The 17,451-nt window shown below is 60.8% G+C and carries 14 protein-coding genes; 6 read left to right on the top strand and 8 right to left on the bottom strand.

The window, feature by feature from the left end:
* Positions 1 to 13 precede the first annotated feature (13 nt).
* The 4 genes from rlmN (at position 14) to trpS (ending at position 4,239) form a co-directional block, all read left to right on the top strand.
* Positions 14 to 1,225 carry a 23S rRNA (adenine(2503)-C(2))-methyltransferase RlmN gene (gene rlmN / locus DTI93_RS07945; RefSeq protein ID WP_373364578.1) on the top strand — a complete coding sequence of 404 codons (1,212 nt, stop codon included), beginning with the start codon at positions 14 to 16 and terminating at the stop codon, positions 1,223 to 1,225.
* A 110-nt stretch (positions 1,226 to 1,335) separates the two neighbouring features.
* Positions 1,336 to 2,568: an argininosuccinate synthase gene (locus DTI93_RS07950; RefSeq protein ID WP_043557929.1), complete on the top strand. Its 1,233-nt coding sequence runs from the start codon at positions 1,336 to 1,338 to the stop codon at positions 2,566 to 2,568.
* An 86-nt stretch (positions 2,569 to 2,654) separates the two neighbouring features.
* Complete coding sequence (locus DTI93_RS07955) at positions 2,655 to 3,146, top strand: FKBP-type peptidyl-prolyl cis-trans isomerase (protein ID WP_043558393.1); 492 nt, start codon at positions 2,655 to 2,657, stop codon at positions 3,144 to 3,146.
* A 103-nt stretch (positions 3,147 to 3,249) separates the two neighbouring features.
* Positions 3,250 to 4,239: a tryptophan--tRNA ligase gene (trpS, locus tag DTI93_RS07960; RefSeq protein ID WP_086431348.1), complete on the top strand. Its 990-nt coding sequence runs from the start codon at positions 3,250 to 3,252 to the stop codon at positions 4,237 to 4,239.
* A gap of 66 nt (positions 4,240 to 4,305) precedes the next feature.
* Here the strand turns inward: trpS and lpxB are convergent, their stop codons facing one another.
* The 5 genes from lpxB to rpmI form a co-directional block, all read right to left on the bottom strand.
* Positions 4,306 to 5,529, bottom strand: coding sequence for a lipid-A-disaccharide synthase (lpxB, locus tag DTI93_RS07965; RefSeq protein ID WP_081563289.1), 1,224 nt, complete (start codon positions 5,527 to 5,529; stop codon positions 4,306 to 4,308).
* A 34-nt stretch (positions 5,530 to 5,563) separates the two neighbouring features.
* Complete coding sequence (pheT, locus tag DTI93_RS07970; protein ID WP_249080231.1) at positions 5,564 to 8,032, bottom strand: phenylalanine--tRNA ligase subunit beta; 2,469 nt, start codon at positions 8,030 to 8,032, stop codon at positions 5,564 to 5,566.
* 1 nt (position 8,033) lies between these two features.
* Complete coding sequence (gene pheS / locus DTI93_RS07975) at positions 8,034 to 9,104, bottom strand: phenylalanine--tRNA ligase subunit alpha (protein ID WP_103765185.1); 1,071 nt, start codon at positions 9,102 to 9,104, stop codon at positions 8,034 to 8,036.
* Positions 9,105 to 9,299: 195 nt separating this feature from the next.
* Positions 9,300 to 9,653: a 50S ribosomal protein L20 gene (gene rplT, locus DTI93_RS07980; RefSeq protein ID WP_043557924.1), complete on the bottom strand. Its 354-nt coding sequence runs from the start codon at positions 9,651 to 9,653 to the stop codon at positions 9,300 to 9,302.
* A 14-nt stretch (positions 9,654 to 9,667) separates the two neighbouring features.
* On the bottom strand, positions 9,668 to 9,871 hold the full coding sequence (gene rpmI / locus DTI93_RS07985; RefSeq protein ID WP_043557923.1) for a 50S ribosomal protein L35: 204 nt from the start codon (positions 9,869 to 9,871) through the stop codon (positions 9,668 to 9,670).
* 387 nt (positions 9,872 to 10,258) lie between these two features.
* On the opposite strand from rpmI, the gene DTI93_RS07990 reads away from it, so the two are divergent.
* Together DTI93_RS07990 and DTI93_RS07995 are read left to right on the top strand one after the other, a co-directional pair.
* Positions 10,259 to 12,709, top strand: coding sequence for a membrane-bound PQQ-dependent dehydrogenase, glucose/quinate/shikimate family (locus DTI93_RS07990; protein WP_043557921.1), 2,451 nt, complete (start codon positions 10,259 to 10,261; stop codon positions 12,707 to 12,709).
* Between the two features lie 314 nt (positions 12,710 to 13,023).
* Complete coding sequence (locus DTI93_RS07995) at positions 13,024 to 13,335, top strand: hypothetical protein (protein WP_197981626.1); 312 nt, start codon at positions 13,024 to 13,026, stop codon at positions 13,333 to 13,335.
* A 76-nt stretch (positions 13,336 to 13,411) separates the two neighbouring features.
* Here DTI93_RS07995 and DTI93_RS08000 read toward each other — a convergent pair whose 3' ends face one another.
* The 3 genes from DTI93_RS08000 to DTI93_RS08010 all read right to left on the bottom strand — a co-directional run bounded on the left by DTI93_RS08000 (position 13,412) and on the right by DTI93_RS08010 (position 17,365).
* A complete protein-coding gene (locus DTI93_RS08000) occupies positions 13,412 to 13,858 on the bottom strand; it encodes a SufE family protein (RefSeq protein WP_043557920.1) in 447 nt (148 codons plus the stop codon).
* A 94-nt stretch (positions 13,859 to 13,952) separates the two neighbouring features.
* Complete coding sequence (locus DTI93_RS08005; protein WP_249080234.1) at positions 13,953 to 15,452, bottom strand: ATP-binding protein; 1,500 nt, start codon at positions 15,450 to 15,452, stop codon at positions 13,953 to 13,955.
* Positions 15,449 to 17,365 (bottom strand): hybrid sensor histidine kinase/response regulator, encoded by a 1,917-nt coding sequence (locus DTI93_RS08010; RefSeq protein WP_249080235.1) that lies wholly within the window; start codon positions 17,363 to 17,365, stop codon positions 15,449 to 15,451. The genes DTI93_RS08005 and DTI93_RS08010 overlap by 4 nt, the downstream gene beginning before the upstream one ends.
* Positions 17,366 to 17,451: the final 86 nt, after the last annotated feature.

Genomic DNA, 17,451 nt, shown 5'->3' on the forward strand with positions numbered 1-17,451 from the left:
CATGACACATCCGATGCCTTCTTCAGCTCCCATTTCCTCCGATGCCGTGAATGCCCTCAACGAGAGCGAGCGCAAACGCATCGAGGCCAAGTCAGCCCTGTTCGCACCGCCAACACCGGTCACGGAGGATGGACGCCGTGAGCTGGTCGGCCTCTCCCGGGAAGAGCTGGCCGGGGTCCTGACCGAGATTGGCGAGAAGCCCTTCCGGGCCAAGCAGCTCTGGCACTGGATCTATCATCAGGGCGTGACGGACTTCTCCCGCATGTCCACCATCGCCAAGCCCTTGCAGGCCAAGCTGGAAAAGCACTTCATCGTCGGCCGCCCCAGCCTGACGACGCAGCAGACATCCAAGGACGACACGCGCAAGTTCCTCTTCCGCTTCCGGGACGGGCAGGAGGCAGAGACTGTCTATATTCCAGACAGGCGGGAAGACCGTGGAGCCGTCTGCATCTCCTCCCAGGTGGGCTGCACCCTGTCCTGCACCTTCTGCCATACGGGAACGCAGAAGCTCGTCCGCAATCTGGGAGCAGCCGAAATTGTCGGGCAGTTCATGGCAGCACGGGACAGCTATGGCGAATGGCCCAGCCCCAAGGGGGACACGCCCCGCCTGCTCTCCACCATCGTGCTGATGGGCATGGGAGAGCCGCTCTACAATTATGAGAACGTCGCCAAGGCCATGAAGATCATCATGGATGGCGAAGGCATCGCCCTCTCCCGCCGCCGGATCACGCTCTCCACCTCCGGCGTCGTGCCCATGATGGACCGCTGCGGTGACGAGCTGGGCATCAATCTGGCCATTTCCCTCCATGCCGTCCGCAACGACCTGCGGGACCAGCTCGTACCGCTGAACCGGAAATACCCGATCGAGGAGCTGATGGCCGCCTGCCACCGCTATCCGGCCGCCTCCAACTCCCGCCGCATCACCTTTGAATACATCATGATCCGGGACGTGAATGACAGTGATGCCGAAGCCCGGGAGCTGGTGCGGCTGATCCGTGGCCTGCCCGCCAAGGTCAATCTCATCCCCTTCAATCCATGGCCGGGATCGGACTTCCGCCCCTCCACACGGGAGCGGCTGGCCAGTTTTGCCCAGATCGTCATGGATGCCGGTTATGCCGCCCCCATCCGCATGCCCCGTGGCAAGGACATCCTCGCCGCCTGCGGGCAGCTCAAGACACAGAGCGAGCGGAAACGGCAGGCCGAATCCCGCAAAAACGAGGCCTGAGCCTTCCCTTGCGGATATGGGCCTCTGGCCCAATGGCCTGACAGCTGTTACAAGACCATAATAACTTAACGATATCTGGTTCTGTCTTTCAGCAGAGGTATATAACGATCATGAGCAAAGCCTCAGGCATCAAGAAAGTCGTTCTGGCCTATTCCGGTGGGCTGGATACGTCCGTCATTCTCCGCTGGCTTCAGGAGCATTATGGCTGCGAGGTTGTCACCTTCACGGCTGATCTCGGTCAGGGGGAAGAGCTGGAACCCGCACGCCGCAAGGCTGAATCCCTTGGCGTGAAGGAAATCTTTGTCGAAGACCTGCGGGAAACCTTCGTCAAGGACTACGTCTTCCCGATGTTCCGTGCCAACACGGTTTATGAAGGCCAGTACCTGCTGGGCACCTCCATCGCCCGCCCGCTGATCTCCAAACGCCAGATCGAGATTGCCGAGGCCGTCGGTGCGGACGCCGTGGCGCATGGTGCGACAGGCAAGGGGAACGATCAGGTCCGCTTCGAGCTGGCCTATTACGCCCTGAAACCGGACGTGAAGGTTATCGCCCCATGGCGTGAATGGGACCTGACCTCCCGCACCAAGCTGCTGGACTTTGCCGAGAAGAACCAGATTCCTGTCACCAAGGACAAGCGGGGCGAGGCTCCGTTCTCCGTCGATGCCAACCTGCTGCACTCTTCCTCCGAAGGGAAGATTCTGGAGGATCCCTCCCTGCCGCCGGATGAGATCGTCTTCCAGCGCACCATTTCCCCGGAAGCTGCCCCGGACAAGGCAACCGAGATCACCATCGACTTCAAGCATGGTGACCCGGTGGCCATCAATGGTGAAGCCCTCTCCCCGGCCAATCTGCTGGCCCGCCTCAACGAGCTGGGCAAAGCCAACGGCATCGGCCGTCTCGACATCGTGGAGAACCGCTTCGTCGGCATGAAGTCCCGTGGCATTTACGAGACGCCCGGCGGTACCATCCTGCTCCAGGCGCACCGCTCCATGGAGTCCATCACGCTGGACCGTGAAGCTGCCCACCTCAAGGACAGCATCATGCCCCGCTATGCCGAGCTGATCTATAACGGCCTGTGGTTCTCCCCGGAGCGTCACATGCTTCAGGCCCTGATCGACAGCAGCCAGAAATCCGTCAATGGCCGTGTGCGCCTGAAGCTCTACAAGGGCAATGTCATCTGCGTGGGCCGTGAAAGCCCCGACAGCCTGTATGATGCCCGTGTCGTGACCTTCGAGGATGACGAAGGTGCCTACAATCAGGTGGATGCACAGGGCTTCATCCGTCTGAACGCCCTGCGGCTGCGGCTGGGTGCCAACAAGGGACGCCGCGGCGGCACACCCTGAGCCTGCCGTCTCCACCGGGTCTGACGGCCCGGTGGTGCCCGCCTTTTCCTCCCAGCTTGCAAAGAGGCATTTCCATGTCCCGTTGTCTGCGTTCTTTCTTCCGTTATCTGCCGGTCTGCGCTCTGGCTGGTCTGCTCGGCCTGACAGGCTGCTCTGGCGACCAGAAACCGGACCTGACACCCCAGCAGTTCATGGATCAGGTCTACAAACAGCCCGGAGTGCAGAAACTGCCTGATGGTCTGGCCTACAAGGTCCTGAAATCTGGCCCCAAGGATGCGCCCCACCCACAGAAGGGAGCCACCATGATGGTCATCTATGAGGGCCGCCTGCCAGACGGGGGCATTTTTGATGCCTCGGAAATGCACACCGGCGCCGCCTACATGGAGATGCCTCTTGATGGTGTCATCGACGGCTGGATGGAAGGGCTGCCCCTGATGCGTGTTGGCGATACGTGGGAGCTCTATGTCCCGCCCCAGCTGGGGTATGGCAAACGGTCCATGGGGATCATCCCGCCCAACAGCCCGCTGATCTTCAAGATCCAGCTTCTGGGTGTCGAGGATGACAATTCCCTTCAATAAGGGCATAGCCTTCTGCCATCTGCCCAGCCAGCAGGGTTTTCCGCCGTCCCCTCACCTCTGAGCGGGGCGGCTTTTGTCTTTTCCTTCTGTCAGGACCATGTTCATGCAGCGTGTTTTTTCAGGAATCCAGCCAACAGGCATTCCCCATCTGGGCAATTATCTCGGAGCCATCCGCAACTGGGTCACCTTGCAGAAGGACCATGACTGCCTGTTCTGCCTTGTGGACATGCACTCCCTGACCATGCCATGGTCCCCGGAGGCCCTGCGTGAACAGACACTGGCCTCCACTGCCTGCCTTCTGGCCTCCGGCATCGACCCGACCCGCCTGTACAACCAGTCCGCCGTCAGTGCCCATGCCCGCCTCGGCTGGATTTTCAACTGCGTGTCCCGTCTGGGCTGGCTGAACCGCATGACACAGTTCAAGGACAAGGCAGGCAAGAACCGGGAAAACCATTCCGCTGGCCTGTATGTCTATCCCAACCTCATGGCGGCGGACATTCTGGCCTTCCACGCCACACGGGTGCCCGTGGGTGACGACCAGCGGCAGCATCTTGAGCTGGCCAATGACATCGCACAGAAGTTCAACCACGATATGGGTGTCGAGTTCTTCCCGCTGATTGAACCGCTCATTCCGCCTCATGCTGCCCGTGTGATGAGCCTGCGGGACGGCAGCAAGAAGATGTCCAAGTCCGACCCGTCTGCCCAGAGTCGCATCATCCTGAATGATACGGCAGACGATATCGCCCAGAAGATCCGCAAGGCCCGCACGGATGCCGAACCTCTGCCCTCCGAGGAAGCCGGGTTGGAAGGCCGCCCGGAGGCCCGCAATCTGCTGACCATCTACGCTGCCATGTCCAACAGGACGTTGGCTGACGTGCTGGGCCAGTTTGCCGGCCAAGGCTTCGGCACCTTCAAGCAGGCTCTGGCTGACCTGCTGGTCGAAACACTGGCCCCCGTGGCCGATGAAACCCGCCGCCTGATGGATGACAAAGCTCACCTCATGCAGGTCCTGCGCCAGGGAGCCGAACGGGCCCGTGCCGTCTCGGAACCGATTGTGAGCGAGGCAGAAAAGCTGGTTGGCTTCCTGCGCTGAAAGCACTCCCAGGTTGCCATCCTTCGGCATGAAAAAAGCCTGTCCCCTAGCAAGGACAGGCTTTTTTCATGAGCGCCGCAATTCAGACAATGGCGTTTCCATCAATGCCAATACCTCTCTGGCCGCTGACATGGCAGGCAGCTCCCCGCCCGGAGCTTCCAGCATGGCCAGAATATCGGCAAAAGCCTCCTGCTGGGCCTGCCGCTTTGCCCCATCTGTCAGGAGAGAAGTAATTTCATCCGCCAGTTTCTGGGGAGTACAGTCATGCTGGACCAGTTCTGGCACGACTTCACGCCCTGCCAGAATATTGATCATGGAAATGAAGGGAAGCCGCAGGAAAAGCCGCCCCAGCAGGGCTGAAAGCGGATTGACCCTGTAGGTGACCACCATGGGTACCTGCCCTATGGCCAGCTCCAGAATGGATGTACCCGATTTGGTCAGGGCACAGTCAGCAGCCCGGATAGCATCGTGCTTGTCCTCCGTATCCGTCAGGATGGAGGGGTGAACCGCCCAGTGCCGCACCATCTTCTTCACGAGTGGGGCCATGCCCGACGTGGCCGGAATGACGGGCTGAAGATCGGGGAAACGTTCATGAAGAATTCCGAGAGTCTTCTCAAAAACAGGCAGCAGCTTTGGGACCTCGGAGGACCGGCTGCCCGGCATGAGGATCAGAATAGGGCTGTCCGACCGAATGTCATGCCGTTTATGGAAACGCTGTGCCTGACCATGCGCCACGCCCGATTGCAGGATGGGATGGCCGACAAACCGGGCCTCGGGCAGGCCCCGTTCGGCAAACCATGCTTCCTCAAACGGGAAAAGGCAGAGCAGCCTGTCCCACAACCCCCGATACCCTTTGACCCGACTCTCCCGCCAGGCCCATGTCTGCGGCGCTACATAATGCAGGCGCCGGACATTCAGCTTGCGGATGCGCCGCAGAAGCCGGAACGAAAAACCCGGGCTATCAATGGTGATGACAATATCAGGACGGCGCAGCTCAATATCCTGCTCAGCTTCCAGCAGCCTCTGTGACAGAAGGCGCAACCGGGGCAGGACTTCCATGAACCCCATGACCGTCAGGTCTTCCATCGGGAAGAGGCTCCGCAGGCCCCGGGCCTCCATCCGCCCTCCGCCAACACCAGCAAAGACCAGCATCGGGTCAATGCGGTGCAGGGCCTGCATCAGACGGGCCCCGATACTGTCCCCACTGGGCTCACCGGCCAGAATCCAGATCACCCGGCCATGGTGATGAAGGGGAACCTCACCCTCTACAGGGGCACTCTCATCCACCATGGCAGCCTCTCCTTCTTTCCCGCCGTTGCAGGGCTCAACGCCGCAGCGTTGCCCCCGTCGCCTTCTGGACGGCACTTTCTACAGCCGTCATCAGCGCATCAAGCTGAGTATCCGTCAGGCTGTCTTTCTGCGGCTGGAGGGTCACCTCCACTCCCAGAGAGCGATGCCCTGCCGGAACGGAGCCACCCTCAAAGATGTCGAAAAGACGCACATCCGTGATCAACTTGCGGTCTGCCATACGGACAGCCTTCAGCACATCCTGTATCTGCACCTTTTCATCAGCCAGGAAGGCAAAGTCACGACGGACAGGCTGAAGGACCGACAGCGTCGGGGCAGCCTTCCGCTTCACCTTGGGCAGCGGAACCCTGTCCAGCGTCATCTCAAAGAGCGCCACTGTGCCGCTCAGGCCGAAGTGACGGGCCACACGGGGGTGCAGCTCACCGAAGCTGCCCAGCACCAGCTTGGGCCCCTGCCGCACGACACCGGAACGCCCCGGATGGTAATAGCCCGGCGCATCCGCCGTGCTGCTCAGGGAAGCCTCGGCCACACCGAGAGCTGCAAGAGCCGCCATGAGATCGGCCTTGGCATCCATCCATGATGGTTCCTCGGCAAACTGACCCGGAGCTCGGCCACTCACGCCACCCCGCACACCAGCCAGCACCATACGGGTGCCCTGCTGCCCGAAGCAGGGGCCAAGCTCGAAGAAGGAGGCATCCCCGCTGAAGCCCTGCCCGTGAGCCAGATTCCGCCCAAGGGCACGCAGCAGGTTGATGATTGGTGTCGGCCGCAGCTGGTTCAGGTCCGTTGCAATCGGGTTCAGCAACCGGTCCTGCTCCCGTCCTTCTTCAAACAGGGCCGCATCCTGATCGGACACGAAGGAAAAACCAACGGTCTCCATCAGGCCACGCCCCGCACACAGGCGGCGCAGAAGGGCTACCCGGGCCTGCTGTGGTGTCACCGCCGGAGCAGGCACCATATGGGCACGGGGCAGGGACAGGGCCGGAACTTCATCCAGACCACGGATGCGCAGAACCTCCTCGACCAGATCGGCCTCGGCTTCCATGACCTCCACACTGGCGGCAGCCCGTTCGGCCACAGCGGCATCGAGCGTGACAGCCTGTGCCAGACCATGCCCTGCCGCCACGTCATTCCGCCATGACGGCACGGAGAACACGGCCTTCTCTGCCGTGCGCTCCTGCACCTCAAACCCCAGGGCCTCGAGGATGTCCACGGCCCTGTCCGCCTCGATCTCCAGACCGCCCAGCGAGGCCAGACGCTCGAAACGCAGGCTGGCGGTTCTCTGCCATGCCGGTTCCGCCCCCGCCTCGGTCACCTCACTTGGCGTGCCGCCACACAGCTCCACGATCAGGGCCGTGGCGGCTTCCAGACCGGAACGTACGAGAGCCTGATCCACACCACGCTCGAAACGGTAACGGGCATCCGTCTGCACCCCAAGGCGGCGGCCTGTCAGGGCGATGCGCACCGGGTCAAACAGGGCGGATTCCACGAAGACATCGACCGTCTCATCGGTCACCGCACTGGCCTCACCGCCAATGATGCCCGCCAGCGACTGCACCCCGGCCTCATCCGCAATGACGAGATCATCCGTGCCCAGAACCAGCTCCTGCCCATCCAGCGCACGGAAATGCTCCCCCGTGCCGGATGTCAGGGAAAGCCTGTCACCGGTCAGGCGGGCGGCATCAAAAACATGCAGCGGCCGCCCGACATGCATCATCAGATAGTTGGTCACATCCACCAGGGCGGATTGCGGCCGCAGCCCCACGCTCTCCAGACGACGCTTCAGCCAGGCCGGGCTGGGGCCATTCTTCACGCCACGGATCAGCCGCCCCGTAACATAACGGCAGGCCGGGTGGCTGATCTCCCACTGGATCGGGCTTTCACCCTGCCCTTCCACCGTCTCCGTCAGCCACGGCTTCAGGGTGCCCAGCCCCGCAGCGGCGAGGTCACGGGCAATGCCCCGGACGCTCAGCGCATCGCCACGGTTGGGCGTGATGGCAATCTCGATGACGGGGTCATCCAGCCGGGCATGGCGGACATAATCCTCACCCAGCGGAGAACCATCAGGCAGTTCAGCAATGCCATTGGACTCCTCACCGATCCCGAGCTCCCGCAGGGAGCAGAGCATCCCGTTGCTGGCCTGTCCCCGAATCTTGCCGGGCTTGATCGTCATGTCACTGCCGGGAATGTAGGTCCCCGGCGGAGCGAAAATGACATGCAGCCCCGTGCGGGCATTCGGCGCACCACAGACGACCTGAACGTCCTCGAAGCCCTGACCGGCCGAGACACGGCAGAGCTGAAGGCGGTCTGCATCCGGATGGGGAGAAGCCTCCAGAATCTTTGCCGTACGGAACCCGGCCAGACGTTCCGTCGGGTCATCCACGCTTTCGACCTCAAGGCCGATGCGGTTCAGCGTCGTGCATATCTCGTCCAGAGAGGCGGTAAAATCGAGGTGATCCCGCAACCATGAGAGTGAAAATTTCATGTCAGAAACCCTCCGTCAGCGTTGCCGGGGACAGTGATGAAAAACCGTAATGACGCAGCCAGCGCAGGTCACTTTCATAGAAGGACCGCAGGTCCGTGATGCCATTCTTCAGCATGGCCAGACGTTCGATCCCCATGCCGAAGGCAAAGCCCTGCCACTCTGCCGGGTCCAGCCCGCAGTTGCTCAGCACCCGGGCATGGACCATGCCGGCACCCAGCACTTCCAGCCAGTCCGCCCCGGCACCGATCACGCCTGTCTCCCGGGACCAGCCGATGTCAATTTCCATGGATGGTTCGGTAAAGGGGAAGTAGGAGGCACGGAACCGGACAGGCAGGTCCGGCTGACCAAAGAAGGCCCGCAGGAATTCGGTCAGGCAGCCCTTCAGATGGCCCAGCGTGATGCCTTTCTCGATGACCAGCCCCTCGCACTGGTGGAACATGGGGGAATGGGTGGCGTCATGATCGGCCCGGTAGGTCCGGCCCGGTGCGATGATGCGGATGGGGGGCTTCTCACCCAGCATGGTGCGGACCTGCACGCCGGATGTCTGCGTCCGCAGCACCCGCAGGTCCTCGCCTTCTCCGGCTGCCGGAAGGTAGAACGTGTCCTGCTCTGTCCGGGCCGGATGATGTTCCGGCGTGTTCAGGGCGGAAAAATTGTGCCACTGGCTTTCAATGTCCGGCCCTTCCGCCACATGGAAATCCATCGCCCCGAAGATGGTCGTGATTTCCTCGATCGTCCGGCTGACGGGATGGATGAGACCGGCCGGTGCCGGGGCGGGAGGCTGGGTGATGTCCACCGTCTCCTCCGCCAGACGCTGCTGGAGGGCCAGCTCCTCGATCTCCCTGCCACGCTGCTCGATCAGGGCCGTCAGCTCGTCACGCAGGCGGTTGAGGGCCTGCCCCCGCTCTTTCCGCTCCTCGTGCGAGAACGAACCGAGCTGCCGGAGCAGGCCGGTCAGTTTGCCTGAGCGTCCCAGCGTCCCCACACGGACAGCATCCCATTCCCCATGGGTGCTGGCCTGTTTCAGGGCCGCCAGTGTCTCATCCTTCAGAGTGTCGAGGTCATTGGCCATAGCCTGTCTTCCATCATCTCATGAGCCTGTTTCAGGAACGCTTCCTGCCCCGGCCCCTGAAGGTCCGGATGTTGAAACGTTTCTGAAGCAGCCTCAAAGAAAAACGGGCTGCTCCGTTGCCAGAACAGCCCGCCAATCATCAGTCCCATTCCTCACGGTCCATCAGGAACAGACCATGAAGCATGAGGAATCCCCTTACAGGGCTGCCTGAGCCTTGCGTACGATCTCGGCAAAGGCCGCTGCATCGTCATAGGCGATGGCAGCCAGAACCTTACGGTCGATCTCGATCCCGGCCTTGTTCAGACCGTTGATGAAACGGCTGTAGGTCAGGCCATGCTCACGCACGGCAGCGCTGATGCGCTGGATCCACAGGGAGCGGAAATCACGCTTCTTGTTGCGGCGGTCGCGATAGGCATAACGCAGTGCCTTCTCGACGCGCTCCAGAGCGATGCGATAGTTTGTGGAAGAACGCCCGCGATAGCCTTTGGCCAGATCAAGGACCTTCTTGTGACGGGCGTGGGTGGTCGTACCCCGTTTAACACGTGCCATGGTTTCTTAACTCCTTATGACAGCCCGTAGGGTGCCCACTGTTTGACGGTACGGGCATCCATGTCCGTCATTGTCTGCGGACCACGGTTGCTGCGCTTCATCTTCTGCGGACGGTTAATCAGGCCATGGCGTTTGTTGCCGGGACCACAGGTCACCTTGCCAGTCGCGGTGATCTTGAACCGCTTCTTGACCGAAGACTTCGTCTTCAATTTGGGCATTTTCATCTCCTTACAGTTCTGAAGTTCCCATTCCCCTAGTGGACAACGGAAACCGCACGGCCGGGCATGCCACATCATATGGCCCGGGCGCGTGCACGACCTGTTGGCGCTTATAGGGACAACGGGGGACGGCCTCAAGCAAAAACCGCATCAGAACGGCATGTTTTTTGAGCAGTGAGCATTAACTATTGTGAAGTAAATATCACATGGTTGTGAATATGATGATAGAGGCACTCATCCAGTCCGAATTATTACCCCCTGATGCTTGACCCATGGCCCCTTCCCTGTGCTTAAAGGCAGGAGATCATCATCCATGACGGGACATTCCTGTCAGGGCAACGCTTATCCAGGTTGAGTGATCGAGTTTAACAACACTGAGGCTTATCCATGTCCTCCACTTCCCGTACAGGGGGAATCTGGGTCTCGCTGGTTGCCATCCTCATGGCGATCGTCGGCCTGCTGCTGGTTGCCGGTGGTATCTATGCCATCAGCGAAGGCGGTCCCTTCTATTATCTCATCAGCGGGCTGGGCACGCTGCTCAGCGCGTTCTTCGTCCATAAACGGAAGCCGATCGGCCTTGCTGTCTATGCGGTCGTCCTGCTTGGCACGCTCATCTGGGCTCTCTGCCTCGTAGGCCTCAACCTCTGGAGCCTCGTGCCCCGGCTGGATGTGGTCATCGTCATCGGCATCGTCCTGCTGCTTCCTTTCATCCGCCGTCCGCTGGCCGCCAACCGGCTGGCCACCATTCCTCTGGGCATCGGCGTGGTCCTCAGTGCCCTGGCACTGGTGGTTTCCGCCTTCATGGACCCGTATGACATCGGTGGTTCCCTGCCTACGGAGCAGGTCAATGCCAGCCCGGCAAACCCGGACAACGTGCCGGATGGTGACTGGACCTCCTACGCACGCACGCAGGATGGCAATCACTGGTCCCCTCTGACACAGGTCAACAGCCAGAACGTCAACCAGCTGAAGGTTGCCTGGGTCATGCGGACCGGTGACCTGCCGGACAAGTCCCGCGACCCGGGTGAGGCCACCAACGAGGCCACGCCGCTGGAGTTCGACAACACGCTCTATTTCTGCTCCCTGCATCAGAAGGTCTTTGCCGTCGATGCCGTGACCGGGAAGACGAAATGGGTGTTCGACCCCAAGCTGAACGTCAATCCTGGCTTCCAGCATCTGACATGCCGTGGCGTCAGTGCCCACACGAAGCCTGAAAATGCCGTCGACAGCAGCGGCCAGCCTGTCACCACGACAGACTGCACCAAGCGCATCATTGCCATGGTCAATGACGGCCGCATGGTCGAGATCGACGCACAGACAGGCAAGGTCTGCCAGGGCTTTGGGGACAACGGCCAGGTCGATCTGCGCTTCTCCCACCAGCCTTACACGACGGCTGGGGAGTATGCCCCGACATCACCGCCCGTCGTTACCGACAAGCTGATCATCGTCAACAGTGCAGTGAAGGACAACGGCTCCGTCCACCAGCCTTCCGGGGCAACACGGGCCTATGACGTCTACACGGGCAAGCTTGTCTGGGTATTCGACGCCGCCAATCCTGACCCGAATGAAATGCCGAGCGAAGAGCATCCGCATTTCCATCCGAACTCCCCCAACTCCTGGTCCGTCTCGTCTTACGACAAGAACCTGAACATGGTGTACATCCCCATGGGGGTTGGCACGCCTGACCAGTGGGGTGGCTACCGTGACAAGGATGCCGAACGCTATCCGCCGGGTGTCATTGCGCTGAATGCGGACACGGGCAAGCTCGTCTGGTTCTACCAGACCGTCCATCATGACCTCTGGGACATGGATGCCTCCGCACAGCCCAACCTTGTGGACATCACCCAGAAGGATGGCAGCCTGGTTCCGGCCATCTACATCCCGACCAAAAGTGGTGACATTTTTGTTCTGGACCGCCGCACCGGCAAGCCGATCGTTCCGGCACCGGAGGTTCCTGCCCCGGGTGGCGCTGCCACGGGTGACCATACAAGCCCGACCCAGCCCCATTCCGAGCTGAGCCTGCGCCCGAAAGATCCGCTGTCCGACCGTGACATCTGGGGGGCCACGATCCTTGACCAGATGGTGTGCAGCATCTACTTCCACAGCCTGCGTTACGAGGGGCCCTATACGCCGCCTTCCACGCAGGGGACGCTGGTTTTCCCTGGCGATCTGGGCATGTTCGAGTGGGGCGGCCTTGCGGTTGATCCTCGCCGCCAGGTAGCCTTCTCCAACCCCATCTCCATTCCGTTTGTCTCCACTCTGGTTCCCCGTGGCCCGGGCAACCCGCGCTGGCCCGACCCGAATGGTGACAAGGGTGGCAGCGGCGGTGAGACGGGTCTCCAGCCGAATTACGGCATCCCGTACGCCGTCAACCTGCATCCCTTCCTAGACCCGCTGTTTGCCAAGTTCGGCCTTTTCGTGCCGTGCCGCACGCCACCGTGGGGGGCTGTCGCCGGGATCGACCTGCGCACCAACAAGGTTGTCTGGCAGCACCGCAATGGTACGCTGCGTGACTCCCTGCATGGCTCGTCCCTCCCGATCCAGCTGCCGCCCATCAAGATCGGTGTCCCGAGCCTTGGTGGCCCGCTGGCAACGGCTGGCAATGTAGCCTTCCTGACATCATCGCAGGACTACTACATCCGGGCCTATGACCTGACGACCGGCCATGTCATCTGGAAAGACCGTCTCCCTGCCGGGGCACAGTCTGCACCGATGACCTACAGCATCAACGGTCGCCAGTACATCGTGACCTACGCTGGTGGGCATGGCTCCTTCCTGAGCCGGATGGGTGATTATCTGATCGCCTATGCTCTGCCGGAACAGGCCGAGAAGAAGTGAGACCCTGACAAACAGGTTGTCACAAAACAGAAAAGGGGAGGTCCAGCCGGGCCTCCCCTTTTTTCATCATGCGGCTGATCCCGGACCATACAGGCCAGCAGCCAATATCCTTCCCGTGCAGCACTATCAGTAACCCGGGACGATGGAGACAATTCCAGAGCCCTGTCCCCCACCCAACCTCAATTGATAATATTTGGTAATGACTGGCCGTTATTCTTTAAAAATAACATAGACTTCACTATCACCAGCCTGAATTTCCTGTATAGGATAATGCCAGCCTATTCGTTCCCTGTTCTGACAGAAGGAAAACCCCCATGATGTTCCGTCGCATGGCCACATTCGCCCTCATTGCCAGTGCCCTGACCAGCCAGGTTGCCTTTGCCGCCTCTCATGGCAAGGCTCACCACTGCCGCAATGAGAAAGGTCAGTTCACAAAGTGTGAAAAGCCGAAGGCCAAGCCCTGCCGCGACAAGAACGGCAAATTCAGCAAGTGCAACACTCAGGATGCCGCCAGCGCCAAGCCGGCCGAAAAGGCCGAAGCTACAGCTGACAGCGTGAAGGACAGCTCCAACCCGATGAAGTCCGACATGCCTGCCACCGATGCTGCGGCTCCGGCCACGCACTGAGACACGGGGACAGCCCCTGCATGAAAATGCCCTCTGGTTTTACCGCCAGAGGGCCTTTCCTGTTCCGGCCAACGGCTCAGACTGCGGCGGCTCTTTGCCGGATGGCTTTTGCCATGGCCTCCACGCCATTGCCCCGATTGGCTGAAAGCGCCTTCACCAATCCCAGCTCATGCAGAAAAACCGGGTCAGTCGCCAGAATCTCATCCCGTGTACGACCGGAATAGACACGCAGCAGCAACGCCACCAGCCCCTGAACGATAGCGGCGTCAGACGCACCAGCAAAAAACAGACATCCGTTTTTTTCCTCAGCTTCAAGCCAGACCTGGCTCTGGCAACCCGGCACCCGGTGCGCGTCATCCTGCCAATCCTGCGGAAAGTCCGGCAGTTTCCTCCCCATCTCGATGATGTACTGATAACGCTCCATCCAGTCATCGAACAGCGCCAGTTCATCCCCGATGGCCGTGATGGCCTGTGCTGCATCATCTTCCTGCGGCTGAACAAAACAGGCTTCCCTATCGGCCATGCCATCCCCCTTCCTTCATCAATTTATGTTCGTGCGATCCATCATAACTGGAGGCACCAAAATGGGAACCGCTCCCCTCCGAAATGTCCTCGGCTCACTGTTTCAGCAAGGGTAACAGAAGACGCATCACCGTTCCCTCTCCGGGTCGGCTCTGCACAACAACATCCCCATGATGGGCCAGAACGAAACTGTAAATGCCAGCCAGCCCCAGTCCTGTGCCTTTCCCCGCCTGCTTGGTGGTGAAAAAAGGCTCAAAAATATGGCGCTGGACCTCTTCACTCATGCCTTCCCCTTCGTCCCGGACATCAAGGGCCAGCGCATGATCCTGCTCGCAACTGGATGGGGCAGCAGGCAGGACGTGGCGTATCCGGCTGGCAGAAAGAGTCACGGTCCCGCCATCAGGCATCGCATCCCGGGCATTCACACACAGGTTGAGCAGGGCCATTTCCAGCTGTTCCGGGCAGGTCAATACAGGGGGAACAGTCCTTTCCGGGAGGTCCAGCACAAAACGGATGGCCGGGACGGCTCCATAAAAACCATGCCGGAACAGGCTGGCCCGTTCCTCCAGAAAAGCCGCGATGTCAAACGGGCGCACCGTCCCACCATTCCGCCCCGCCCGGCCAAACTGAAGCAGACGGCGGGTCAGCCCTTCCCCCCGTTCCACGGTCTCCAACGCCCGGACCAACCACTTCTTCTGGGTGGCACGGGCCGCTTCATCTCCCTGCAACTGCCCGGAAAGAGCCTCCAGACAATTACCCAGAATGGTGAGCAGGTTGTTGAAATCATGCGCGACACCACCGGCCAGACGGCCCAGGGCTTCCAGCCGCTCACCCCGGTTCAGCCGGTCTTCCACCATCACACGCTGGGTCACGTCCCGATCCATGCTGACCTGCCAGGCCTCTTTCAGCGGGACATCCTCCGGCCATTTCAGCGCCAGGCGGACAATCTCGTGCCAGCGTCTCTGCCCATCTTCCGCCACGACCTCCAGAAGCTCCTCTGCCTGCCCGTCCTCCCAGACCTTTTCCCGCAGACGGGCAATCACAGGCTGAAGAATGGCCGTGTAATGGTCACTCTCGCACGTCCCCTGATGATGCCGGTTGCTGCGGATACAACGGCCTTGCGCATCGGAAAAAACCAGACCGAACGGCAGGCTCTCCATGAGGCCATGCAACAGGGCCTGCTCCACCTTCAGGGCCCTCTGGGCCTGCCATGTCCTGTGTGCCTCATGGACGAGGGACAGCACATGGTCCGCCTCCCACGGCTTGTGCACATAGGCAACGATCCTGCCGTGATTCAGGGCTGCCACAACGGCATCCAGATCCGCATATCCTGTCAGCAGAATAGCCCGGGCGTCGGAGCAGGCACTGGCACGGCTGAGAAACTGGTCCCCTGTCATGCCCGGCATCCTCTGGTCTGAAATGATGACCGAAATCTCCGGATGGGCGGCCAGCAGGGCAAGGGCCCTGCCAGGCTCGGCCGCTGTCAGAACCGTGCAGCTTTCCTCCAGCAGATCCCCGAGTGCCACGAGAATCTCTTCCTCATCATCCACCAGAAGAACACAAGGTTGGGCCTCGATACTGTAAGGCTCGTTCATGCCGTTTTTACTTCCTCCTGTGCCCTGTGCCGTTCAGGCTCCCGCACAGCCCAGCCTTCTGCCGTCTCGTGGACAGGAAGGCGAATCACGAAATATGCACCACGCCCGCCATTGGTCTGCCCATCTTTCTGGCAGCCATCTCCAGCCTCACAGGCGTCTGTCACGTCGATGGTTCCACCATGGGCCTGCACGATGCCATGAACGATGGAAAGGCCCAACCCTGTCCCTTCCCCCTGCACCTTCGTGGTGAAGAACGGGTCAAAAATCCAGGGGCGGATCGACTCTTTTATGCCTGGACCATTGTCACTTACCGTAATTTCATAAACATCATCGTAAAGACGGGTCGCAATCCGTATCAGCCCATCATGATGCTTCTGCCCTTCCCGCCGCATATCATTCAGCGCATCGGCAGCATTGGCAATGAGATTCATGACAGCCTGATGGAACAGTGTTTCCTGGCAGACCAGCTGCCGGGGTGCCTCAAGCTGGCAGTCCACGGCAATGGACCTGCCAAGCCTATGGCGGACCAGGGCCAGCCCTGTCTCTATCGCCTCGCCCACATCCACCATGCGCCACTCTCCTTCTTCCAGACGGGAGAAACGGCGCAGACGCACGACCAGGTCCCGGATACGCCCCAGCCCTGTCTTCATCGCAGCCAGACGGTCCCTGGCCCGCCGAATGCGGGTCTGACCATCCTCATCCTGCACGACAGTATCCATCCAGTGCAGGCATCGCTCGACCGTATCGGCATGACCCAGAGTGAACGCCAGAGGATTATTGATCTCATGGGCAATGCCGGCCACCAGCTCTCCCAATGAAGCCATCTTGGCCGTCTGGACCAGTCGGGCCTGTGTCTGCACCAGCTCCTCATTCGCCTTGGCCAGCTCCTTGTTGGCTCTGGCCAGAGCCTCCGCCAGCGAGGCCTGCGCCTGTGCAGCCTCCAGCGCCAGAGCCGATTGCTGGCGTTCCATCTCCCGCTGATGAAACGCCTCATTCTCCCGCCGCCGCCGGACCATGGCCCGGATGCGCAGAGCCAGCACCATGGGCGTCATGTCACTCGGAACAAGGTCCTCCAGGCCAGCTTCCAGAAAAGCCACGCAGGATTCACCCCGGAAGCGGGCTGCCTGTATGATGCAGAGAATGCGGAACGGTGTACCCCCCTGCTCCCGCAGGGCCTGGCGGCGCTGGTCCAGCAGACGGCAGAAAGCGAGGTCTGTCTCGTTATCCTGTATGTCCTCCAGCACGATGCAGTCCGGCCCGTCCGGGCCTGTCAGCCAGCCGCCATTCAGCAGATCACTGGAGCGGGTGACAGAGGTCACCGTGTGTCCATCCCGCCAGAGAAGCTCCCCCAGCCCAGCCTCCTCCGTGCCGTCCCGGCTGTTTTCATGATCCATGATGCTGGGGTCATTCCAGAAATCCAGCAGGGTCTCATCATCAGGGGCACGGACGATGACAACCCTGGCCCGCCGCATGTGCCATTGGGGATGAAGCTGGCGCTTTTCTTCCGCCAGATGCAGGAGCGTGCGTATCCGCAGCAGCAGCAGGTCAGAATGGGCAGAGCTGGAAAGATAGGCATCGGCCCCGCTTTCAAAGCAGTCCAGCTCAACCCGTGAGGATACATCCTCCGTCAGCATCAGCACCGGTACGCCCTGCATGGCAGGAGTCGCCTTGGCACGGCGAACGAACTGCCCGGCGCTCATGCCTTTCTGGAGAGTGCAGCAGATGACCATGTCCACCTGATTGATACGACAGCGGGCCTCCAGCACTTCCAGCATCATTTCAGCACTCTGCCGGCAGACAACATCCATCCCCTCCCTGCGCAGAAGCTCATGGACCCGACTGTGAGCAGGACCGGCTGGATCCAGAAGAAGAACATGGACATCTTTTTCATCCAGCGTGGGTAAGATTTGCATTACGCCTCTCTTGAAGCTAGGTGCAGAAGCAGGAGGACAGAACAGAGGCCCCTCCGCCCTGCTTTCCGTCTCCCTCGCCATTACTA

Origin of the sequence: Parasaccharibacter sp. TMW 2.1884 (assembly GCF_023337695.1) — a bacterium.
Classification (GTDB): Bacteria; Pseudomonadota; Alphaproteobacteria; order Acetobacterales; family Acetobacteraceae; genus Bombella; species Bombella apis.